This is a genomic window from Micromonospora sp. NPDC048842, assembly GCF_040649935.1.
Taxonomy (GTDB): domain Bacteria; phylum Actinomycetota; class Actinomycetes; order Mycobacteriales; family Micromonosporaceae; genus Micromonospora; species Micromonospora hortensis.
Genome location: NZ_JBEZGK010000034.1, coordinates 40,611 through 61,475 on the forward strand (window position 1 = coordinate 40,611; position 20,865 = coordinate 61,475).

19 protein-coding genes are annotated in these 20,865 nt (G+C 71.7%); 11 read left to right on the top strand and 8 right to left on the bottom strand.

Going from position 1 to position 20,865, the window contains the following annotated elements; genetic code table 11:
• Positions 1–26: 26 nt before the first annotated feature.
• Entirely contained in the window at positions 27–1,112 is a 1,086-nt protein-coding gene (locus AB0C19_RS30815; RefSeq protein WP_357190972.1) for a Gfo/Idh/MocA family oxidoreductase, read from the top strand.
• 120 nt (positions 1,113–1,232) lie between these two features.
• Entirely contained in the window at positions 1,233–2,252 is a 1,020-nt protein-coding gene (locus tag AB0C19_RS30820; protein WP_357190974.1) for a hypothetical protein, read from the top strand.
• A gap of 64 nt (positions 2,253–2,316) precedes the next feature.
• Here AB0C19_RS30820 and AB0C19_RS30825 read toward each other — a convergent pair whose 3' ends face one another.
• Both AB0C19_RS30825 and AB0C19_RS30830 read right to left on the bottom strand, forming a co-directional pair.
• Positions 2,317–2,859: a DUF4352 domain-containing protein gene (locus AB0C19_RS30825; RefSeq protein ID WP_357190976.1), complete on the bottom strand. Its 543-nt coding sequence runs from the start codon at positions 2,857–2,859 to the stop codon at positions 2,317–2,319.
• Between the two features lie 430 nt (positions 2,860–3,289).
• Positions 3,290–3,946: a 4'-phosphopantetheinyl transferase superfamily protein gene (locus tag AB0C19_RS30830; RefSeq protein WP_357190978.1), complete on the bottom strand. Its 657-nt coding sequence runs from the start codon at positions 3,944–3,946 to the stop codon at positions 3,290–3,292.
• Positions 3,947–4,144: 198 nt separating this feature from the next.
• Here AB0C19_RS30830 and AB0C19_RS30835 point away from each other — a divergent pair, with 198 nt between their 5' ends.
• Positions 4,145–4,414, top strand: coding sequence for a hypothetical protein (locus tag AB0C19_RS30835; protein WP_203122828.1), 270 nt, complete (start codon positions 4,145–4,147; stop codon positions 4,412–4,414).
• Positions 4,415–4,460: 46 nt separating this feature from the next.
• On the opposite strand, the gene AB0C19_RS30840 is transcribed toward AB0C19_RS30835, so the two are convergent.
• The 3 genes from AB0C19_RS30840 to AB0C19_RS30850 form a co-directional block, all read right to left on the bottom strand.
• On the bottom strand, positions 4,461–5,243 hold the full coding sequence (locus tag AB0C19_RS30840) for a peptidase (protein ID WP_357190982.1): 783 nt from the start codon (positions 5,241–5,243) through the stop codon (positions 4,461–4,463).
• A complete protein-coding gene (locus AB0C19_RS30845) occupies positions 5,243–6,520 on the bottom strand; it encodes a VWA domain-containing protein (RefSeq protein ID WP_357190985.1) in 1,278 nt (425 codons plus the stop codon). The genes AB0C19_RS30840 and AB0C19_RS30845 overlap by 1 nt, the downstream gene beginning before the upstream one ends.
• A gap of 365 nt (positions 6,521–6,885) precedes the next feature.
• Positions 6,886–8,538 carry a phospholipid carrier-dependent glycosyltransferase gene (locus AB0C19_RS30850; protein WP_357191027.1) on the bottom strand — a complete coding sequence of 551 codons (1,653 nt, stop codon included), beginning with the start codon at positions 8,536–8,538 and terminating at the stop codon, positions 6,886–6,888.
• Positions 8,539–8,678: 140 nt separating this feature from the next.
• Here AB0C19_RS30850 and rsmI point away from each other — a divergent pair, with 140 nt between their 5' ends.
• Entirely contained in the window at positions 8,679–9,527 is an 849-nt protein-coding gene (gene rsmI / locus AB0C19_RS30855) for a 16S rRNA (cytidine(1402)-2'-O)-methyltransferase (RefSeq protein WP_357190987.1), read from the top strand.
• 31 nt (positions 9,528–9,558) lie between these two features.
• On the opposite strand, the gene AB0C19_RS30860 is transcribed toward rsmI, so the two are convergent.
• Positions 9,559–10,617 carry a hypothetical protein gene (locus tag AB0C19_RS30860; RefSeq protein ID WP_357190989.1) on the bottom strand — a complete coding sequence of 353 codons (1,059 nt, stop codon included), beginning with the start codon at positions 10,615–10,617 and terminating at the stop codon, positions 9,559–9,561.
• A gap of 149 nt (positions 10,618–10,766) precedes the next feature.
• Between AB0C19_RS30860 and metG the strand changes: the two genes are divergently transcribed.
• The gene (gene metG / locus AB0C19_RS30865; protein ID WP_357190992.1) at positions 10,767–12,569 is read left to right on the top strand and encodes a methionine--tRNA ligase; all 1,803 of its coding nucleotides are present in this window, start codon (positions 10,767–10,769) and stop codon (positions 12,567–12,569) included.
• A gap of 40 nt (positions 12,570–12,609) precedes the next feature.
• Here the strand turns inward: metG and AB0C19_RS30870 are convergent, their stop codons facing one another.
• Positions 12,610–13,857: a hypothetical protein gene (locus AB0C19_RS30870; RefSeq protein WP_357190994.1), complete on the bottom strand. Its 1,248-nt coding sequence runs from the start codon at positions 13,855–13,857 to the stop codon at positions 12,610–12,612.
• A gap of 129 nt (positions 13,858–13,986) precedes the next feature.
• Between AB0C19_RS30870 and AB0C19_RS30875 the strand changes: the two genes are divergently transcribed.
• The 6 genes from AB0C19_RS30875 to AB0C19_RS30900 all read left to right on the top strand — a co-directional run bounded on the left by AB0C19_RS30875 (position 13,987) and on the right by AB0C19_RS30900 (position 20,002).
• On the top strand, positions 13,987–14,886 hold the full coding sequence (locus AB0C19_RS30875; protein ID WP_357190996.1) for a TatD family hydrolase: 900 nt from the start codon (positions 13,987–13,989) through the stop codon (positions 14,884–14,886).
• Between the two features lie 46 nt (positions 14,887–14,932).
• The gene (rsmA, locus tag AB0C19_RS30880) at positions 14,933–15,802 is read left to right on the top strand and encodes a 16S rRNA (adenine(1518)-N(6)/adenine(1519)-N(6))-dimethyltransferase RsmA (protein WP_357190999.1); all 870 of its coding nucleotides are present in this window, start codon (positions 14,933–14,935) and stop codon (positions 15,800–15,802) included.
• 86 nt (positions 15,803–15,888) lie between these two features.
• Positions 15,889–16,836 carry a 4-(cytidine 5'-diphospho)-2-C-methyl-D-erythritol kinase gene (locus AB0C19_RS30885; RefSeq protein ID WP_357191001.1) on the top strand — a complete coding sequence of 316 codons (948 nt, stop codon included), beginning with the start codon at positions 15,889–15,891 and terminating at the stop codon, positions 16,834–16,836.
• Positions 16,837–16,956: 120 nt separating this feature from the next.
• Positions 16,957–18,762, top strand: coding sequence for an ABC-F family ATP-binding cassette domain-containing protein (locus tag AB0C19_RS30890; RefSeq protein ID WP_357191004.1), 1,806 nt, complete (start codon positions 16,957–16,959; stop codon positions 18,760–18,762).
• A gap of 100 nt (positions 18,763–18,862) precedes the next feature.
• Positions 18,863–19,318, top strand: coding sequence for a DUF4383 domain-containing protein (locus AB0C19_RS30895; RefSeq protein ID WP_357191006.1), 456 nt, complete (start codon positions 18,863–18,865; stop codon positions 19,316–19,318).
• A 207-nt stretch (positions 19,319–19,525) separates the two neighbouring features.
• On the top strand, positions 19,526–20,002 hold the full coding sequence (locus tag AB0C19_RS30900) for a DUF4383 domain-containing protein (protein ID WP_357191008.1): 477 nt from the start codon (positions 19,526–19,528) through the stop codon (positions 20,000–20,002).
• Between the two features lie 6 nt (positions 20,003–20,008).
• Here the strand turns inward: AB0C19_RS30900 and AB0C19_RS30905 are convergent, their stop codons facing one another.
• Positions 20,009–20,707 carry a TetR/AcrR family transcriptional regulator gene (locus AB0C19_RS30905; protein ID WP_357191010.1) on the bottom strand — a complete coding sequence of 233 codons (699 nt, stop codon included), beginning with the start codon at positions 20,705–20,707 and terminating at the stop codon, positions 20,009–20,011.
• Between the last annotated feature and the right edge of the window lie 158 nt (positions 20,708–20,865).

A 20,865-nucleotide genomic window follows, 5' to 3' on the forward strand; every position in this document is an offset into this window, starting at 1 on the left:
TCCGGACCTCTACGTGAGGAGCCCAGATGACTTCGGTGGCCCAGACCCGGTTCGGCATCGTCGGCAGTGGTTGGCGAGGTGAGTTCTTCCTTCGCCTGGCCCGGCTGCTCCCCGAGCGGTTCCGGGTGACCGGGGTGGTGACGCGTACCGAGTCGCGGGGAGTGGCCGTGACCGCCGACTGGGGCGTGCCGACCTTCCGCACGACGGCGGAGATGCTCGCCCACGAGCGGCCGGACTTCGTCATCGTGTCGGTGCCGTGGCCGGTGACGCCCGAGGCGACCCGGGAGCTTGTCGCGGCCGGCGTACCGGTGCTCGCCGAGACGCCGCCCGCCCCCGACCTGGCGGGTCTGCGCTCGCTCTGGGCCGACGTCGGAGGCAGTGGTCTGGTGCAGGTCGCCGAGCAGTACCTGCTGATGCCCGGTCATGCGGCACGGCTGGCGTTGGTCCGCGCCGGCGTGCTCGGTGAGCCGACCTCGGTCCAGATCTCGTCGACCCACCTGTACCACGCGGTCTCACTGATCCGGGGTCTGCTCGGCGTCGGTCACGAGAGCGCCGAGGTGAGCGCGCGCGCCTTCGTCGCGCCGCTGGCCAATCCGCTCTCGCCGGCCGGCTGGAGCGGCGACGACACCCCGCAGCAGCTCTCCACCACCCTCGCGACCATCGACTTCGGCGGGCGGATGGGGTTGTACGACTTCACCGACAACCAGTGGTGGAACCCGCTGCGTACCCGCCGGTTGGTGGTCCGGGGCTCGCGCGGTGAGCTGGTGGACGACCGGGTGGTCCGCCTGGTCGACCAGAGCACGCCGGTGGAGTCGTTTCTGGCCCGGCGGCAGACCGGTCTCGACCTCAATCTGGAAGGGCTCGACCTCAAACACATCAGCTTCGATGGCGACGTGGTCTACCGCAATCCGTTCGTCGGCAGCGGGATGTCCGACGACGACATCGCGGTGGCCGACATCGTCGCCCGTGCCGGGGCGTGGGCGCGGGAGGAGGGCCCGGCTCCGTATCCGCTTGCCGAAGCCTGCCAGGACCATCTGATCAGCCTCGCCATCGACGAATCGGTACGCGCCGGCCGGCCGGTCGTCACCGCCGCCGAGGCATGGGGGCGGTAGCTGCTGTTGATCCGTTCCTGTCTCTTGGCTGACAGTGCGCAACCGTACAGCCAGCTCACCTGTGGAGCCGGGTATCAACCGAATGCCCGGGAGCACCCGGGCCCCACACGGGGAGCAAGGATGAATCGAAGCACTCGACGCCGGATGCTCGCAGCCACCGCAACCGGTCTGCTGGCCACCTCTCTCGGCGTCGCTGTCTCCGCGACGGCGACCGCCGCGCCCGGCGGGGCGACCCTCCGCACCTGCAAGATCAGTACACTGCCGTACCCGACCGACACCTATCGCGCCGACGCGAACGCCGTCGACCCGACGGGTCGCTACGTCGCGGGCACCGCGCTGCGGGTCGGTGAGACCGACAACCAGTACCTGCTGCTGTTCTGGGACGGGCAGCGGGTCACCGAGCTGGAGTCGGAGGGCTCGGCCACCCCCGTCGACATCAACGCCGACGGCGTCGTGATCGGCAACGGATCGGCGGAGACCGGATACGGGCAGCCGTGGAGGTACCGCGACGGCAAGCTCGAGCAGTTGCCGATGCTGCCGTCCACCGCCACGTATGTCAGCGCCATCAACGATGCCGGCGACATCGTCGGCCACGGCTCCGACATCGTCTCCGGGGAAATGGCCGCGCTGCGCTGGCCGGCCGCCCGTCCGGGCACTGTGGAGGTGCTCGACGCCCCGGTCGACGCCCAGGCTGGTGGGATCACTGACAACGGGACCATCGTCGGTAGCGCCGGAGCCTTCGGAGACTGGAACAGCTGGGTCCGCCGCCCGAACGGCCGGATCGACGCGCTCACGTTCCCCGGCGCCGAGTGGAGCACGGCCGGCGCGGCGGCGGGCCGCTGGGCGATCGGCCAGGTATGGCTGGGCGGCGGCACCACGTCGACCAGGGTTCGGTGGGACCTTCGGAACGGCTCGCACACGTTGCTCGACCAGGACATGCCGGCCCTGACCGGCGTCAACGCCAAGGGCGTCGTGGTGGGCGGTGACCGCGTTGCCAGGGGCTCCACCTCTCGGGTGCTGCCGGGTGGCGGCGTAGGGGTGGTCGTCGGGGCCCGGTCCATCTCCGACTCGGGCACCATCGTCGGGTTCCGCAACGTCCTCGCCGACCGGCTGACCCCGGTGCGCTGGACTGGCTGCTGACCCACCGACTCTCCCACCGCGTGGGGCCGGCCCGGACGGGTCGGCCCCACGTCGCGTCAGCGCGTCACGGCTTCCAGGAACCGGCGGTCTGGAACTGGTCCTGGTACTCCAGCGCGCCCGAGGTGTCGTGCACGTCGAACACCACGCTGCCGGTGCGTCTGGTGCCGGCGGTCAGATCGTCGACGGCCGGCATCGGTTTGCCGCAGCCGGAGAAGGCTCCACCGATCGCTGTGGTCTTGGTGCCGTCGGCGGCGACCCACTGGAAGTAGAGCGGGTTCGTCGACGCGGTGCCCTTGGTGACAGCCACCGTCACATCGGCGATCACGTACATGCCCTCGCCGGGCTTCAGTCCATGGGACTTGCAGGGTTTGGTGGCGCTGCTGAACTTCGTGACGGTGATCTCGACGGTGCCGGCCTCGCGGTTGATGATCAGAGTGTCGCCCGGCGACAGGTCGCGGGTGTCGCCGTTCGCCGGCGGCGGGGTCGGTGGGGTGGCCTGCGCCTCGCTCACAGTGGTCGAGGTGCCCTTGGTGCCGATCACGACCGCCACGATGCCGCCGGCGCAGGTGAGCAGTGTGAGTACGGCCGCGGTGACCGCGACGACCACTACGGACTTCTTGGCGCGGTCCGTCTGCGCAGGTGGCGGTGCGATGATCGGGTAGCCGGAACCACCGGGTGCCCGATATCCGCCGCCATGGCCCGTGTGCCCGCCGGCCGCCGGGTACGCAGCCCCCGAGAACGGCGGCTGCGGTGTGGCCGCGGACGAGCGGGTCGGCGGCTGCTGGTTCGGCTGTCGGGGGTCGTGCGGCCTGACGGGGGGCTGGGGGTGGGTCACCGTACTCCTTGAAACTTCGGTACGTGCGGTGCGGGAACTCTTCGACGTTACCGTGGGTGGCGGAGCGTCCAGTCGCCACGCCGGACGGCTTCCCATCGAGAGGATGCGAAACCCGTCCGGCCAGCGTGGACGGTGGTCAACCGGTCACCGAACGCCAATGTGGATCGGTATTCCATTCATCGCTTTGAGTAACTAGTCGAGGTCATCGTGCCGGGAGCGCGGCGGCGGTGCGGACCAGCCCGTCGGCGATCACGAAGCGACCGCTGATCGATGTGGGCGGGTCGTCGACAGCCGCCGCGTCCACCCGGGCCGGTGCGATCCGGGCCGTGAACGTTCCGGCATCCGGATCGATGTCGAGTAGGGCGTCGTGGAAGTCCAGCCAGCCGCGGACGATCGGATGCCACACCTTGTAGATGGTCTCCTTCGCGCTGAACAGCACGACCGGCCAGTAGGTGCCGCCGGGTAGCCGTGCGCAGGTGGCCTCCTCCTCGGGCAGCAGCACGAGTCTGCGTACTCCCGGATTGACCTCGCGGTGCTGCTCGGCATCCATCCCGACGGACCGGATGTCGGTGGTGCGCGCCGCCGCCGCGGCGCAGTAGCCGGCGGTGTGGGTGATGCTGCCGACCACCCCGGATGGCCAGACCGGCGCGCGGTCGGCGGCGGCCGGCACGGCTGTCGCCGGCAGGCCGAGGTCGCGCAATGCCCTGCGAGCGCAATTCCTTCCCGCGGCAAAGTCCCGCCGACGGGTCTGCGCCGCCCGCTCACCGAGACATGCCTGCTCAGCGGGGAGTAATTCGCCCGTCCAGTCCTCGGGCCCGGCGACGGCGACGGCGACCGTCGATGGGAGCAGGTCACGCATTCCGGTGACCTACTGGTCGGTAGGAATGACGCAGAGAGTTAACCGTCAAATTTCCGACTCCCATGACCGCCGAAGGTACCGCAAAGATGTAACACCGGAGGGACGCGCAGCGCCCTCCCTGATGGCTCCGGGGGGACCACCATCAATGCTGGCCGGCACGGCAGCCGCCAGTCCCGTGGACATCTGGAAGGACGTGCGATGACCGATGGCCTGGAACGGCCGGGGGTGCGGGCTGACGAACACGCCCCGAAGACCCCCTGCTGGAGCTGCGGCTCCTGCGGTGACGAGTGGCCGTGCGCGACGAAGCGCACCCGGCTGCTGGCGGAGTACGGGGGTGACCGCGCAATGCTCAGCGTCTATCTGGGCTCCTGCCTCGCCGCCGCCACCGAGGATCTGCGCGCCGCTCCGGTGATGTCGCTCCAGGACAGGTTCATCGGCTGGTTGCCGCGCGGCTCCCGACGTAGCTGAGTCTCTGGTGGCCCCGCCGGCGGGCGGGGCCACCAGAGGCGGCGTTTCAGCGACGCCGAGGGCGTCGGGTCACAGCGAAGCCGAACACGCCGGCCACCGCGGCGAGCGCGCCGCCGATGCCGGTCCAGACCCAGCGCGAGCCGAGATCCGGCAACCAGTCCGCCGGCGAGCCGCTCTCGTCGTCGGCCTCCGCGTCCACCGGGGGTACGGCGTTGAGTACCGTGCCGGCCTTGGTGTTCGGCACCAGCGGGGCGGCCAACTCGCCGTCGTCAGCCGAGGCGCCCCGGTCGGCGATGGTGCCGACCAGGAGGTCGACGTCGATCGGCGCACCCAGATCCGGCTCCGGCAGCTCGATCACTGACAGTCGGACGACGTACGTGCCGGGCAGCGGGTCGGCCGACCAGGGCTCAGCCCACGGCCGCACCTCGCGCAGCGTGCAGCCAAGGACCACGTTCGACGCCTTCGCGTCCACTGTCGGGGTCTGGGCCCCCGCCGTGCACGCCTGGCGTCGGCGCAGCCCGTCGAAGACGTCCACCGTCCAGGTGGAGGCGCCGCTGCGTCCCTTCGGGAAGCTGACTGTGGCGTTGATCTCGTGCACCTGGCCGGCCGTCGCCGGGAACGACCAGTAGAGGTGGTCACCGATCGAGGCGTCCACCCGTACCGGTTGTCCGGCGGTGATCGGGGTGGCGGTGAGAAAGGACGTGCCGGCACGGTTCACCGGCGTGGCACCCGGGGAGGGGGTCGGTGCGGCGGCGGCCGCAGCGGGAAGCAGAGCGGCCACGCCGGCGGCGAGCAGCGCCGCCATCGACCGGAACAGTGCGGTACCCATCAGTTCTCCCTCCAGGTGGCGACCCACCAGCGGGTGAGCAGACCGGCGAGCAGACCGGTGATCAGCCCGGCGACGGTGAGCAGGGCGAGCAGCACCCAGCCCCGGCCGAGGTCGGGTCCGTCCGGTGCGGGTGCGGCCGCGACCACGTCGATGGTCAGCTCCACAGGCATGCCCGGGGTGGCCGCGGTGCCGGGACGCGGGGCGAACGAGTTGCTGACCACCAGGCAGACGGTGGTGGGTTCGATGACCGGCGCGGAGCTCTGCTCGGTCTCGGCGGCATCCTCGTCGTCAGCGGTGGCCGACCAGCGCAGCCCGGCGGAGAGCACGTCGGCCCGCCCGCTGCCGGCGTCCGCGCCGCGGACGAGTTCCCGGCCGTCGGCCGCGGTGGCCCGCAGCAGCACCCCGTAGTCCCGGTTGACGGCCCGGTCCAGCGCCATGCTCACCGAGGCCCGCAGCTCCTGTCCGGGGCGGATCGGCACCCGGTAGTAGCGATGCTCGGAGAACGCCTCCCGGTCGGCGTAGACGCCGGGGGCGAGCAGTGGCGCCGAGTCGCACGCGCTCGTGCCGCCGACCACGGTCGGGGCCCGGGTGTGCGTGTCACCGGCCCGCTCGACGAGTTGTTTGATCCGGTCGGTCAGCTCCTCGGCGCTCTGTGCGGCGGTGTAGGTCCCTCCGGTCGCGCTGGCGATGCACAGCAGTTGCCGGCGAACCTTCTCGTCGGGGGCCAGACCGAGAGTGTCGACGACCAGCCTGGTGCCCTGGGCGGCCAGTTCCCGGGCCACCTCGCACGGGTCCGGCGGGGCACAGGTGTCCTCGCCGTCGGTGATCAGCACGATCCGCCTCGTGGTGGCCCCGGTGCCCAGGTCCTGCGCGGCGGAGCGCAGCGCCAGCCCGACCGGAGTGAAACCGGTCGGCCGAAGTGTCGCCACCGCCGCCTTGGCGGCGGACCGGTCCACCGGGCCGACCGGCACGATCTGCTGGGTGTCCTGGCAACCGACCTTCTTGTCCTTACCGCGGTATGTCGCGCCGAGCACCCGGATGCCGAGCTGTGTCTCCTCGGGCAGCGCGTCCACCACCTCGTTGAAGGCCTGCTGGGCGACCGCGATCCGGGTGCGTCCGTCGATGTCGGCGGCGCGCATCGACCCGCTGACGTCGAGCACCAGCTCGACCCGGGGCGGCTCGGGCGCCGGCTCCTCGTCGGCCTGCGCCGGCCCGGTCAGCGCGGTGGTCGCCAACAGTCCGAGAAGGACCGCCGTCGATCGTCTGAAGTTGATCACGACCCGCAGTGTAGTGAGATCCACTTTGGATGATCGTTTGGGTGGAGGCGTGCGGAAGCGGCGACTCCGGCGACGCCAGGGATCGCCTCTGACTGGCCGCGCCCGCGCTCAGGGTCCACGCCAGGTCACCCTCGGTCAACTGTGCGAGGGAAGGTGTCGGTTCGGCCAGCATCCGTCGGAAATCTGACCCAAGTCGACCCGTTGTGCCGGTGGTGCGGGGTGGTTAAGCTCTTCATGCGCGCCCCAATCGCCCGCTTCCCCCGTGGCAGGCGATCGGGGCGCGCGTCTTTGTCAAGAAGGGCCCGCACGCTTCGGCGTGCGGGCCCTTCTTCCGTCGCGCTATGCGGCGCGCCGCCTGTCGATGCTTATATCCACCGACCGTCGAGCCACATCCGCGACAGCCAGTCCGAGTACGGAATCACCCGACCCACGAAGATCGGATAGAAGTACGCGAAGCAGAGCGCCACCAGCAGCACGTACGCCCCCGCCGCGATGCTGCCCACCAGTCGGCGCTCATAACTCGGGTCACCGGGCGCCAGCGGCGCCACAACACCCACGTCACCCCCGGCGGGCGCGATCAGCGCGCCCAGCACGTACACCACGGCCAGCACCAGGAACGGCACCGCCGGCGCGGCGTAGAACGAGAACATCGTCCGGCCGTCGAGGGCGAACCAGAACCACGGCAGCAGCCCGGCGGCCACGGTGAGCAGGATCGCGCCGGCCCGCCAGTCCCGACGGGCCACACCCAGCCAGACCAGCGCCACCAGAGCGGGCAGGAACGACCACCAGAGCAGCGGGGTGCCGAGCAGCAGAATCTCCGAGGCGCAGCTCGCCGCGCCGCAGACGCCGTCGCCGGCGTAGTGGAACGCCACCGGCCGGCCCAACAGCAGCCACTGCCACGGCCACGACTGGTACTTGTGCGCGTCATCGAGCTGGGCGTGGAAGCCGTACGCCGCGCGGTGGTACTCGAAGAGATTGATCAGCGGACCGATCACCGGCCGGTCGCTGAGCCGGGAGCCCGGGTAGGACGACGCGAGCCGGTAGTAACCGTCGTCGGTGAGCAGCCAGCCCGACCAGGTGGCGAGGTAGGTGCCCACCATGAGCACGCCGGCGAGTACCAGCCAGGGCAGCTCGTCGACGAGCGTGTCCCGCCAGGGCCGGCGGACACCCGCCGAGCGGCGGACGCCGACCTCCCAGAAGAGCACCAGCAGCGCGAAGGCCGGCACGAAGTACAGGGCGCTCCACTTCACCGCACAGGCGCAGCCGATCAGCACCCCGGCGGCCAGCCGCCACCACGGCCAGGTGCGCCAACCGGTCGGCGGGCGGCCGGCCCGGCCCGGCTGGCTCGGATCGAGCCCGTGGTCCAGGGCTCGAGCCCAGCGCCGACGGCGGGCGTCCCGATCGAGCACCAGCGCGCCGAACGCCGCCAGCACGAAGAAGAGCAGGAAGATGTCGAGCAGGGCCGCGCGGGACAGCACCAGGTGGAAGCCGTCCAGGGCGAGCAGCAGACCGGCCGCGCAGCCGAGCACCGTCGAGCGGAACATCCGCCGACCGATGCGGACCAGTAGCAGCACCGACAGCGTGCCGATCACCGCTGCCGAGAATCGCCAGCCGAACTCCGGCGCGGTGGTCATCAGGTGCCCGGGGACGGAGACCTTCGAATCGGCGTCCTGATAGCCGAACGCCCACTCGCCGACGCCGATCAACCACTTGCCCAGCGGCGGGTGCACCACGTACGACGGGACGTTGTCCTTGTAGTTCCACTCCACGCCACGCGAGATCAGCCCGTAGGCGTCCTTGGCGTAGTACGTCTCGTCGAAGATCTTGCCCTTCGGGCTGGACAGCCCGACGAAGCGCACGATCGCCGCGATGGCCACCACCACTGCCGTGGCCAGCCAGGAGAACCGGTCCACCTGGGTGTCGACGGTGGCGAACCGTCGCCGGACCGCAGCGGCCACCCCGCCGCCCTCGGCACTCGGTGCCGTCGGCTCCTGGGTGGCACTGGGCTCGCCCGTCATCTGGATCATCTTGTCCGGATCGGCGCTCGGGCTCTGCGCTGTCGACGCACTCGTCACCCGGCGATCGTAGGCTGCCAGGGTGTCCGGTGGCGTCCGTCGTCCCTGATACCGGTATTCCCAGCAATGAAGGAGACGAATCCGTGGGTGAAATGTCCGAAGTTGGGCGCCTGATTCTGCTCGGTGCTCCGCTCGGCAACCCCGCCGACGCCTCGGCCCGACTCCGGGAGGTGCTGATCAGCGCCGACGTGGTCGCCGCCGAGGACACCCGGCGGCTCACCCGGCTGGCCCGCGATCTCGACCTCACCGTCGGTGGTCGAATCGTCTCCTACTTCGAGGGCAACGAGGAGCGGCGCACCCCCGAGCTGGTCGAGGCCATCCTCGGCGGCTACGTGGTGGCGCTGGTGACCGACGGCGGAATGCCCAGCGTCTCCGACCCCGGCTACCGGCTGGTCCGTGCCACCCTGGATGTCGGTGCGCCGGTCACCGTCGCCCCCGGGCCCAGCGCGGTCACCACCGCGCTGGCCGTTTCCGGGCTGCCCTGCGACAGGTTCTGCTTCGAGGGCTTCCTGCCTCGCACCCCCGGCGGCCGCCGATCCCGGCTGCGCGCCCTCGCCGCCGAGGAGCGCACCCTGGTCTTCTTCGAGGCCCCGCACCGGATCGGAGCGACGCTCACCGACCTGGCCGACACGTTCGGGGCTGACCGGCCGGCCGCAGTCTGCCGCGAACTCACGAAGACCTACGAGGAGGTGCTCCGCCGCCCCCTCGGCGAGTTGGCCCGGTGGGCCACCGAGGGGGACCCGCGCGGAGAGATCACCCTGGTGGTGGCCGGAGCTCCGGTGACCGCTGCCGAACGCCCCGACGACGACACACTGCGCGCCGCCGTCGCCGAGCGGGAGGCCGCCGGCCGGTCCCGCCGGGACGCCATCACCGACGTGGCCACCGAGTACGCGCTGCGCCGCCGGGACGTCTACACGATCGTGCACAGCTGACCGCTGTGGTCCGATCGGCCGGACGGCCTGTTCACCACGCGGCGGCGAGGAAGCCGACGGTGATCAGCGTGGGGCCGGCGATGGCGGCGGCCACCGCCCAGCGGCGGTGCCGGCGACCGGGCAGCCGAGCCGACCCGGTCCACCGGACGATGCCGGCGGCGCAGGCCAGCACCACCAGCAGACCGGGCAGCCACCGCAGGTGCCGGCCCACGCCGACGTCCGCGTACGCGACACCGCTGTCCGGGCCGGTCATCCGCGCCGGCAGCGCGGTGCCGGCCGTGCTCTCCTCGACGGGCACGCCGCTGACCCGGACGCCATGGGCGATGAACCGCCCGTCCTCGGCTGTGAAGATTCCCCGGCAGCGCAGGGTGAGCCCGCCGCCGGAGCAGTCGTCGATCACCACGGTGCCCGTCCGGGCGTGCCCGACCGCGAGCCAGAACGGGCCGGCGCTGACCCAGGCGAAGAAGGCCGCGACCAGGCTCAGCACCACCAGCGCGGCGAGCCCGGGCAGCGGATCCGGCGGTGGGGGAGTGCGGCTGGGTGCCCGACGTCGCGCCAGCCGGAAGCCGCGGAGCCGCGCCGGTGCCGTGTCCTTGCGGATCGGGGTGCCGTCCCAGTGCACCTGCTCGATCGGCGCCCAGAAAGCACCGCCGTCGTCGTCCGGCGGGTCGCCGTCGGGCCCGTTGTCGCGCTGCCGACGGACCTGCTGCCGGACCGGCACCCGACGCGGCACCGCGTCCACCGGAGCGCCGGTGGTCGGCTCCACCTCGACGAGCTCCGAGCCGGCGGGCTCCGATCCGGCCGGCGGGCCCGACGAGCCCGGCCGGACCGGGCTGGGTACTGGTGCCCCGGGGGTCGGACGAGTCGGTGTGGGTGACGGCGCCGCCGGCGTGGGGCGGGCCGGGGCGGACCTCCCCGCCGGGGTGGGCCGCTGCGTACCCGGGTCGGCGCTGGGCACGAGCCGGGGCTGCGGCGCGACCCCGGCGACCCGGGACACGGCGGGCTCGGGCCCCGGGTCGTCGCCGACCGCCGACCCGGTGGGACGGTCCTCGTGGTCCCGCGCCGCTCCTCTGCCCGTCACGACGTTCATTGCACACCGCACCAGGAGGTGAAACGGGCAGGTGAGCCGCGTGTCGACGACAAATCGGACCAACGGGCGAGGTGGTCGGCCCGGTCCGCCGGTCGGGCACCCCCCATTGGTTCGCGAACGCCCCGGACGGGTCACTAGGCTCACTGCTCATGAGTCACGTTCTCGCGGCAGTGGCCTGGCCGTACGCCAACGGCCCCCGCCACATCGGCCACGTCTCCGGTTTCGGCGTTCCCTCCGACGTCTTCGCCCGGTACATGCGGATGGCCGGCCACGACGTGCTCATGGTCTCCGGCACCGACGAGCACGGCACCCCGATCCAGGTGCAGGCCGACGCCGACGGGGTGACCCCGCGCGAGCTGGCCGACCGGTACAACAGGGTGATCGTCGAGGACCTGCACGGCCTCGGTCTCTCGTACGACCTGTTCACCCGCACCACCACCCGCAACCACTACGCGGTGGTGCAGGAGTTGTTCGAGGGGATGTACCGCAACGGCTACATCGTGCCGAAGACCACCATGGGCGCGATCTCCCCGTCCACCGGGCGCACCCTGCCCGACCGCTACATCGAGGGCACCTGCCCGATCTGCGGGTACGACAGCGCCCGCGGTGACCAGTGCGACAACTGCGGCAACCAGCTCGACCCGATCGACCTGATCAACCCGAAGTCGCGGATCAACGGAGAGACTCCGAAGTTCGTCGAGACCGAGCACTTCTTCCTGGACCTGCCAGCCCTGGCCGAGGTGCTGCGACAGTGGCTGGACACCCGCGAAGGGTGGCGGCCCAACGTGCTGCGGTTCTCCCGCAACCTGCTCGACGATCTCCAGCCCCGGGCGATCACCCGTGACCTGGAGTGGGGCGTACCGATCCCGCTCGACGGCTGGCGCGACCGGTCGGACAAGCGAATCTACGTGTGGTTCGACGCCGTGATCGGCTACCTGTCCGCCTCGATCGAATGGGCCCGTCGCTCCGGCGACCCGGACGCGTGGCGGAAGTACTGGTCCGCCGACGGCGCGGGGAAGGACGCCCAGTCGTACTACTTCATGGGCAAGGACAACATCGTCTTCCACTCGGTGATCTGGCCGGCGCTGCTCTCCGGCTACTCCGGCGAGGGCTCCCGCGACGGTGAGCCGGGCGAGCTGGGTCGGCTCAACCTGCCCACCGAGGTGGTCTCGAGCGAGTACCTGACCATGGAGGGACGCAAGTTCTCCTCGTCCCGCAAGGTGGTCATCTACGTTCGCGACTTCCTGGAACGCTACGACGCCGACGCGCTTCGCTACTTCATCGCCGCCGCCGGCCCGGAGAGCAACGACACCGACTTCACCTGGGCCGAGTTCCTGCGCCGCAACAACGACGAGTTGGTCGCCGGTTGGGGCAACCTTGTCAACCGGTGCGTCTCGATGGCCGCGAAGAACTTCGGGGCGATCCCGCCGGTCGACCCGGCCGGGCTCACCGAGGCCGACGAGGCGCTGCTCGCCGTCGCCCGGACCGGGTTCACCACTGTCGGCGACCTGATCGGCAGGCACCGGCAGAAGCAGGCGATCGGTGAGGCCATGAAGGTGGTCGCCGAGGCCAACAGGTACCTCTCCGAGCAGGCGCCCTGGAAGCTCAAGGACGAGGCGGACAAGCCCCGGATGGGCACCATCCTGCACGTCGCCCTTCAGGTGATCAGCGACGCCAACACGCTGCTCACCCCGTTCCTGCCGCACTCCGCGCAGCAGGTGCACGAGCTGCTCGGGGGCGCCGGCGTGCACGCGCCGATGCCGGTGATCGAGCAGGTCGACGACCTGGACGGCGGCCCGGCGTACCCGGTGCTCACCGGGGACTACACAGTCGGCGCGCGCTGGGAGTCGGTGTCGATCGAGGCGGGTCGCCCGCTGGCCGCGCCGAAGCCGGTGTTCCGCAAGCTCGACCCGTCGATCGTCGACGAGGAACTGGCCCGGCTGACCGACTGAACGCCTGACGCGCGGCGGCGGGTGCCCCGCCGCCGCGCCGTCACATCGCGTACCGGGCGTCCATCACCTGGTCGTCGGTCACCTCGGCGCCCGGCGCCCAGGCCTCGTAGACGCCACGTTCCTGACACTGCGCGCCGGTCGTGACCACCGTGTCCGGGTTCGGGTAACGCAGGCGCACCCGCAGCCAGCCGGCCTCCTCCCGCAGCACCAGGCACGGCACCCCTCGCCACTGGGCGAACCGGACCCGGCGGGCCACCGTGTCCACCGGGTAGCGGGCCGCCCGGGTCATCGCCAGCACCCGGAACCCGCCGGGCAGGTCGGCGACCGCCTCGTACTCGCTGTCGCCGTACATGCCGACGAGCTGGGTGGAGCGGGGAGCGTCGGCGTTCGGCACGTACTCCTGGTCCGGGGAAAGGCCCGGCACCGCCGCCAGCAGGTGCCGCCACTGCGGGCCCACCATCCGCAGCCACCCGCGCTGCTCGGCCTGGTAGGTGTACAGCACCACCTCCACCCCCTCCGCCGGGTACGCGATGAGGGCGGCGTTCGCCGGCATCGGCAGGTCGGCGAAGTCCCGGGTGATGAACTCCGGGATGAGCTGACCGTTGCTGGGTACGAAGCCGGTGCCGAGCACCGGGGCGCCGAGCCGGTCCCGGGAGGCCAGCGCGGTCAGGCCGCGGTGTGCCGGGCCCACCGGCACGTCGTAGTCACCCGGGTCGGACGCGCGCCAGCGCAGCGCGTACGCCACGTCCGGGCCGTCCCGGCCAGCGTCACCATCGGTACGCAGCACCGTCGTCGTCGCCGGCGTACGCAGGTGCGCAACGTCGTGCTCGCGGTAGCAGAAGCCGTGCGGCAGCCAACCCCGTACGTAGCCGGCGAGCTGCTGGGCCGAGAGCACCTTCATCATCCGGGTGCCCCGCCGGACCACCGCCGACGCGCGCGCCTCAACCAGCATCGGGTCGCCCGCCGCCGCGGGCTGCTGGCTGAGCTGGTGCAGGTACGCCCAACCCCGCTCGCGGTGAGCGGGCATCAGCAGCGGCGTCTCCGGCTCGTCGGCCGGCTCGGTGGCCCCGTGCACAGCTGTCACCTCGGTGACGTGCACGAACCGGTGCCACGGCAGGGCGCTGCCCGGGCGGGGCGCCCACTCGAAGCCGGCCACCTCGTCGGCGCTGAACAACTCGTACGCGGCACCTCGGGCGATCTCCTCGGCCGGGTACACGCCGCCGCCGAACGCCACGTTCAGTCCGGTCCGTTCGCCGGCGCTGCCACCGGCCTGGGGGGTGACGCTCATGCCGTCGCCTCGCTGCTCGGTGGGATGAGGTCCGCACGCTGTCGCGTCCGTTCGTCAGCGACCGTAGAGTCGCGCGGCGTAGTCGGGGTGAACGTCGGGTGGCGGGCAGATGGACAGGCCCGGTGTGTGATGCTGTCGCTGATGAGCGAGCCCACTGAATCCCGCCGCGAGCGTGCCGCCCGGCGGGCCGGAGAGTTTCCGCCAGCTCCCGAGTCGTTGCCCCGGGCGGTGCTGGACAGCCACACCCACCTGGACATCACTGTCAGCGAGGCCGGTGTGCCCGGCGGCGGGCCGGCCGGAGATCCGGTTGCCGTGGCCATCGCGTTGGCCACGAAGGTCGGCGTGGACCGGCTGGTCCAGGTGGGCGTCGACGTCGCCTCCTCCCGGTGGGGCGCGGACACCGCCGACCGGTACCCCGCCGTGCTGGCCACCGTGGCGCTGCACCCCAACGAGGCACCCCGACTGAGCGACCTCGACGAGGCGTTGCGGGAGATCGAGTCACTCGCCGCCCGCGATCGGGTCCGAGGAATCGGCGAGACCGGAATGGACTTCTTCCGGACCGGCGACGAGGGGCGTGCCGCGCAGGAGCAGAGTTTCCGGGCGCACATCGCCATCGCCAAGCGGTACGGCAAGACGCTGGTCATCCACGACCGCGACGCGCACGCCGACGTGCTGCGGATCCTCGACGACGAGGGCGCACCCGACCAGGTGGTGCTGCACTGCTTCTCGGGCGACGCCGACTTCGCCCGCGAGTGCGTCCGCCGCGGCTACCTGCTGAGCTTCGCCGGCACCGTCACCTTCGGCAGTGCGACGGCGCTGCGCGAGGCCGCCGCGCTCACCCCGGTGGATCAGATGCTGGTGGAGACCGACGCCCCGTACCTCACCCCGATGCCGTACCGCGGCCGGCCGAACGCGTCGTACCTGATTCCGCTCACCGTCCGCGCGCTCGCCGCGACCACCGGCAGCGACCTGGACGAGCTGTGCGCGGCCATCTCCGCCACCGGCGACCGGGCCTTCGGCCCGTGGTGAGCCCGGCCCGACGGTCGGCACCGACCCCGTCGTTACGCTGCCAGCCATGACCGGTCTCCTCGGCCCGGCGGAGATCCGGGAACTCGCCGCCCGGCTGGGCGTCGCGCCCACCAAGAAGCTGGGCCAGAACTTCGTGCACGACCCGAACACGGTGCGCCGGATCGTGACCGCCGCCGGCCTCACCCCCGACGACGTGGCCCTGGAGGTGGGGCCCGGGCTCGGCTCGCTGACAGTGGGGCTGCTGCCGGTCGCCGGGCACGTGCACGCCGTGGAGATCGACCCGGTGCTCGCCGGGGCGCTCCCGGAGACCGTCGCGCGGTACGCCGGGGCCGACGCCGCCCGGCTCACAGTGCACCGCGCCGACGCGCTGCGCATCGCCGCCGCCGAACTGGCCGACCCGGCACCGACAGCGCTGGTGGCGAACCTGCCCTACAACGTCGCGGTGCCCGTGGTGCTGCACCTGCTCGCCGTGCTGCCCAGCCTGCGACGCGGCCTGGTGATGGTGCAGAAGGAGGTCGCCGACCGGCTCGTCGCCGGTCCCGGCTCCAAGGTGTACGGCATCCCGTCGGTGAAGCTCGCCTGGTACGCCCAGGCCCGGGGCGCCGGCAAGGTGCCGCCGAACGTGTTCTGGCCAGTGCCCAACGTCGACTCCGGCCTGGTCTCCTTCACCTGCCACGAGCCGCCCCGCACCGACGTACCGCGGGAGCGGGTCTTCGCCGTGGTGGACGCGGCGTTCGCGCAGCGGCGCAAGACGCTGCGCGCCGCGTTGGCCGGCTGGGCCGGTGGCGCGGACCGGGCCGCCGCGGCGCTCACCGCCGCCGGCGTCGACCCCGGCGCCCGTGGGGAGTCACTGACCGTCGAGCAGTTCGCCGCCATCGCCGCGTCGGCTCCGGTCGGTACGCCGGCCGGGAAGTAGGCTGACGCGGTGCCCGCCCAGGACGCTGAGGAGCTGATCGTGGCCAAGCCGTTCGACATCCGCCTGCGCGTGCGGGACATCACCCCGTGACCGAGGCCTGGCGACCGGACGACGACGAGCGACGTGGGGCCATCGGCCCGGTGCGGGTGCGGGTGCCCGCGAAGGTCAACCTGCACCTCGGGGTGGGCCCGCTGCGCCGGGACGGCTACCACGAGCTGAACACGATCTACCACGCCATCTCGATCTACGACGAGCTGACGGCCCGCCGGGGCGACACCCTCGCCCTGACCATGGAGGGTGAGGGCACCGGCGAGCTGGCTCTGGACGACACCAACCTGGTGATCCGCGCCGCGCACGCCCTCGCCGGGTACGCGGGCGTGCTGCCGCACGCCCGACTGCACCTGCGCAAGCAGATCCCGCTCGCCGGTGGGTTGGCCGGTGGCAGCGCCGACGCCGCCGCCGCGCTGGTGGCCTGCGACGCGCTCTGGGGCACCGGGCTGTCCCGCGACGAGCTGGCCGGCATCGCCGCCGACCTCGGCTCCGACGTGCCGTTCCTGATCTACGGTGGCACCGCGCTGGGCACCGGCCGGGGTGAGGCGATCAGCCCCGTGCTGGCCCGCCCCACCTCCTGGCACTGGGTGGTGGCGATCGCCGACGGTGGCCTCTCCACCCCGACCGCCTACCGGGAGCTGGATCGGCTCCGCGACTCCGGTGCCGCCGGCGCCCCGCTGGGCAGCACCGACGCGCTGCTGGGCGCGTTGCGCCAGCGTGACCCCCGGGTGCTCGCCCGTACGCTCGGCAACGACCTCCAGGACGCCGCGCTGGCCATGCGCCCGGCGCTGGCCGACACGCTGAAGGCCGGCGAGGCAGCCGGCGCGCTCACCGGCATCGTCTCCGGCTCCGGCCCGACCTGCGTGTTTCTCGCCGCCACCGCGGCCGACGCGGAGCGGATCGCCGCCGAGCTGACCGCCGCTGGCGTCTGCCGGGAGGCGCGGGTCGCGCACGGTCCGGTAGCCGGCGCCCGCGTCGGCTGACGACGCGTTCCACCGGAGCTGCTGGCGCGCGGCGCGGGCGTTCGGGGCTTCCGCGTACCCTTGGGGCAGGCGTCCAGGTGCCCGCCGGCACCGGGACGCCTTGATCATGAAGGGTGGAACGTGGCGAACATCGTCAATCTGGACCGGGTGTCCAAGGGGTATGGCGCCGCCGGGCGGCTGCTCACGGACGTCTCGCTCGGCCTGGACGACGCCGACCGGATCGGCGTGGTCGGCCTCAACGGCGCCGGCAAGTCCACCCTGTTGCGACTGCTCACCAAGCAGGAGGACCCCGACGACGGTCGGGTGACCCACCGCCGTGACCTGCGTGTGCTCTGGCTGCCGCAGCAGCTCGCCCTCGCCCCCGAGGCCACCGTCCGGGACGTGGTGCTCGGCACCGCCTGGCTCGCCGAGGGCATGGGCGCCGAGCACGAGTGGGCCGGCGACTCCGGGGTGCGGGCCATCCTCGACGGCCTCGGCATGCCGCACCTCGGCCTCGACCAGCCGGTGGGCCCGATGTCCGGTGGCGAACGCCGCCGGGTGGCGCTCGCCGCGCTGCTCGTGCGCGACTCCGACCTGCTCATCCTCGACGAGCCCACCAACCACCTGGACGTCGGCGGGGTCGACTGGCTGGCCCGGCACCTGGTCGGCCGCAAGGGCGCCCTGGTCGTGGTCACCCACGACCGGTGGTTCCTGGACGCGGTCTGCACCAACACCTGGGAGGTCGCCGACCAGACCGTCCGCGCCTACGAGGGTGGCTTCGCCGCCTGGACCCTCGCCCGCGCCGAGCGCGAGCGGGTCGCCGCCGCCACCGAGGCCCGCCGGCAGAACCTGCTCCGCAAGGAGATCGCCTGGCTGCGTCGTGGCCCGCCCGCGCGGACCTCCAAGCCGCAGTTCCGCATCGACGCCGCGAACGCGTTGATCGCCGACGTGCCGCCGGCGCGCGACACCATGTCGTTGCAGCGCATGGCCACCTCGCGGTTGGGCAAGCAGGTCTACGACCTGGAGAACGTGGAGCTGCACGCCGGTCCGAAGGAGATCCTTCGCGACGTCACTTGGCTGGTCGGCCCCGGCGACCGGATCGCCATCCTCGGTGCCAACGGCGCCGGCAAGACCACGCTGCTGCGGATGCTCGCCGGCATCACCCGCCCCGATGGCGGTCGCCTCGGCACCGGCTCCACAGTGCGGCCCGCTTTCCTCTCCCAGGAGCTCACCGAGCTGCCTGGGCACCTGCGGGTGCTGGAGGCGGTGGAGGAGGTGGCCCGCCGGGTTCAGCTCGGCGACCGGGAGGTCTCCGCTTCGCAGCTCGCCGAGGTGTTCGGCTTCGACGACCGCCGTCTCTGGACCCCGGTCAGTGACCTCTCCGGTGGGGAACGCCGCCGGTTGCAGATGCTGCGGCTGCTGGCCGGGGAACCCAACGTGCTGCTCTTCGACGAGCCCACGAACGACCTGGACACGGACACCCTCGCCTCGCTGGAGGACCTGCTCGACTCGTGGCCCGGCACGATCATCGTGGCCAGCCACGACCGGTACCTGATCGAGCGGGTCACCGACACGGCGTACGGGATGTTCGGTGACGGCCGGTTGGTGCACCTGCCGGGTGGCGTGGACGAATACCTCGCGCGGACCGCCGAGCGGGCCGGCTCTCCTCGGGCGGGCGCCACCTCGACCTCCGCGTCCGCTGCCCCCTCGGGAGGTGGCATGTCCGCAGCCCAGGTCCGTCAGGCCCGCAAGGAGCTGACCCGGCTGGAGCGGCAGCTCAGCAAGCTCGACCAGCGCGAGACCACGCTGCTCGATCAGCTCGCGGCGGACGCCACCGACTACGCCCGGGTCGCCGAGTTGGACACCCAGCTCAAGGATCTGCGCGCCGAACGGGAGCGGATCGAGGAGAGCTGGATGACCCTCGCCGAGGACCTGCCCGAGAGCTGACCGGCCGGGCGCGCCGGCCCGGGCCCCGTGTGCGGCGTCACACCACCACATGCGAGACAATCGTCGGCGACACCTACCCCACGGCGTTGGAGACACAGACATGGCACACACCCCCGTCAACCACCCCGCGCGGCCGATCTACCGGGCGATCGGCGGGCTGACCGGTCTGTACCTGGTCGTCTTCGGTGTGCTCGGCATCGTCGCGAGCACCGGCAACGAGATCCTCGCCCAGGACGACACCCGGGTCCTCGGTCAGGGCACCAACCTTGGCTTCTCGCTGCTCAGCGTGCTGCTCGGGATCGTCGTGCTGGTCGGCACCGCGCTCGGCCGCAACATCGACGTGGCGATCAACCAGTGGCTGGCGTACAGCCTCATGGTGGTCAGCCTGGCCGGTCTCGCGTTCATCCGGACCGACGCCAACATCTTCAACTTCAGCATCACCACTGTGGTCGTGGTGATGGCGGCCGCCCTGGTGCTGCTCATGGTCGGCATGTACGGCAAGGTCGGCACTGAGGATGAGGCTGAGGCGTTCCAGAAGGCTCGTCTCGTTCTCTGAGTTTTTCCCCGGTTGCGGCCGTGGGTTTTCGCCGGAGCCCGAGCTGCTCCGGGCGGTCAGGCTTGATCCCTGCGCAGCTCGGGCTCCGGCGAAAACCTGACCTGGTCCAGCCTGTCGGCGGACCCTGTCGGCTTTGTGGTTCTTCGGACACTTGGGTCTGCCTTGGGCGACAATTCCCCTGAAACGGTCACATCAGGGGGTCTGGGCATGCCGCACTTTCCGGTCAACCATCCGGCACGGCCGCTCTACCGGGTCCTCTCCGGGCTGATCGGCGTCTACATCCTGGTCTTTGGCGTCTGGGGCGTCGCCGAGACGATCGGGGATCCGCTCTTTGCCCGCAGCAGCACCTGGGCCCTCGGCCTCCGGACCAACCTGGCCTTCTCGCTCGCCTCGGTGATCTTCGGGGTCGTCCTGATCATCGGGGCCTCGCGGCGTACCAACCTCGGCCACTACATGAACCTCACAGCGGGCGTGGTGTTCCTGGTGACCAGCATCCTGATGATGTCGGTGCTGCAGACCGACGCGAACTTCCTCAACTTCTCGATGTCGACAGTTGTCGTGTCGATGCTGTTCGGCCTGATCCTGCTCGGCACCGGCCTCTACGACAAGGTCGGCCCACCGGAATCCGCCGAGGCGGAGTTGGAGCACCGCAAGCACCCGGTGGCCGACGTGCACCGCCGCTGATCGCTGTCAGTTGCGCCGTGCGGTGATCAGCGTCGGCTTCGCCTCCAGGTGCGACAACCCGTTCCAAGCCAGGTTGACGAGGTGCGCCGCCACCGTCTCCTTGCGCGGCTTACGCACCTCCAACCACCAGCGACCGGTCAACGCCACCATGCCGACCAGCGCCTGCGAGTACAGCTCGGCGAGCTTCGGGTCGTACCCGCGGCTCTTGTACTCGGCGCCCAGGATGTGCTCGACCTGGTGCGCCACGTCGTTCATGACGCTGCTGAAGTTGGCAGTGCCGGACATCAGCGGCGACTCACGGACCAGCACCCGGAAACCGCTGGTCTCCTCCTCGATGTAGGTCAGCAGGGCGAGTGCGGCCTGTTCCAGCAGCTCCCGCGGATGCCCTGCGGTCAACGCCGTGGTGATCCGGTCCAACAGGGCCCGGACCTCCCGGTCCACCACCACCGCGTAGAGCCCTTCCTTGCCACCGAAGTGCTCGTAGACCACCGGCTTGGAAACCTTGGCGCGGGCCGCCACCTCCTCGATGGAGGTGGCGTCGAAACCGCGCTCGGCGAAGAGTTGCCGGCCGGTCGCGATCAACTGCTCCCGGCGTTGGGCCGCCGACATGCGGACCCGGGAGGGAGCTTTGGCTTTCGGTGCCGCCGTCGGCGTCGCCCGTCGGCCGCCGACGGCTGCCGCCGCCTCGTCGCTGACCTCGGGCATGTCGCCGCCTCGCTGGCGCTCGGTGACGCCCTGCCGTGGAATGGTTCCTCCGCTGTGCCCGTTCACGTCGTCGCCTCACTGTCGGGCGGTTCGACCGCCCTGACGCGCCGTTCGACCGTACCCGGATCGGGCTCGGCTCCCCGTCCGCCGAGCCGCCC

What these genes read in the sequence shown, in the direction of transcription:
- AB0C19_RS30815 (WP_357190972.1), top strand. Translation starts at nt 27, where the DNA reads ATGACTTCGGTGGCCCAGACCCGGTTCGGCATCGTCGGCAGTGGTTGG.
- AB0C19_RS30820 (WP_357190974.1), top strand. Translation starts at nt 1,233, where the DNA reads ATGAATCGAAGCACTCGACGCCGGATGCTCGCAGCCACCGCAACCGGT.
- AB0C19_RS30830 (WP_357190978.1), bottom strand. Translation starts at nt 3,946, where the DNA reads ATGCGTGACCTGCTCCCATCGACGGTCGCCGTCGCCGTCGCCGGGCCC.
- AB0C19_RS30835 (WP_203122828.1), top strand. Translation starts at nt 4,145, where the DNA reads ATGACCGATGGCCTGGAACGGCCGGGGGTGCGGGCTGACGAACACGCC.
- AB0C19_RS30840 (WP_357190982.1), bottom strand. Translation starts at nt 5,243, where the DNA reads ATGGGTACCGCACTGTTCCGGTCGATGGCGGCGCTGCTCGCCGCCGGC.
- AB0C19_RS30850 (WP_357191027.1), bottom strand. Translation starts at nt 8,538, where the DNA reads ATGACGGGCGAGCCCAGTGCCACCCAGGAGCCGACGGCACCGAGTGCC.
- AB0C19_RS30860 (WP_357190989.1), bottom strand. Translation starts at nt 10,617, where the DNA reads ATGAACGTCGTGACGGGCAGAGGAGCGGCGCGGGACCACGAGGACCGT.
- metG (WP_357190992.1), top strand. Translation starts at nt 10,767, where the DNA reads ATGAGTCACGTTCTCGCGGCAGTGGCCTGGCCGTACGCCAACGGCCCC.
- AB0C19_RS30870 (WP_357190994.1), bottom strand. Translation starts at nt 13,857, where the DNA reads ATGAGCGTCACCCCCCAGGCCGGTGGCAGCGCCGGCGAACGGACCGGA.
- AB0C19_RS30875 (WP_357190996.1), top strand. Translation starts at nt 13,987, where the DNA reads ATGCTGTCGCTGATGAGCGAGCCCACTGAATCCCGCCGCGAGCGTGCC.
- rsmA (WP_357190999.1), top strand. Translation starts at nt 14,933, where the DNA reads ATGACCGGTCTCCTCGGCCCGGCGGAGATCCGGGAACTCGCCGCCCGG.
- AB0C19_RS30895 (WP_357191006.1), top strand. Translation starts at nt 18,863, where the DNA reads ATGGCACACACCCCCGTCAACCACCCCGCGCGGCCGATCTACCGGGCG.
- AB0C19_RS30900 (WP_357191008.1), top strand. Translation starts at nt 19,526, where the DNA reads ATGCCGCACTTTCCGGTCAACCATCCGGCACGGCCGCTCTACCGGGTC.
- AB0C19_RS30905 (WP_357191010.1), bottom strand. Translation starts at nt 20,707, where the DNA reads ATGCCCGAGGTCAGCGACGAGGCGGCGGCAGCCGTCGGCGGCCGACGG.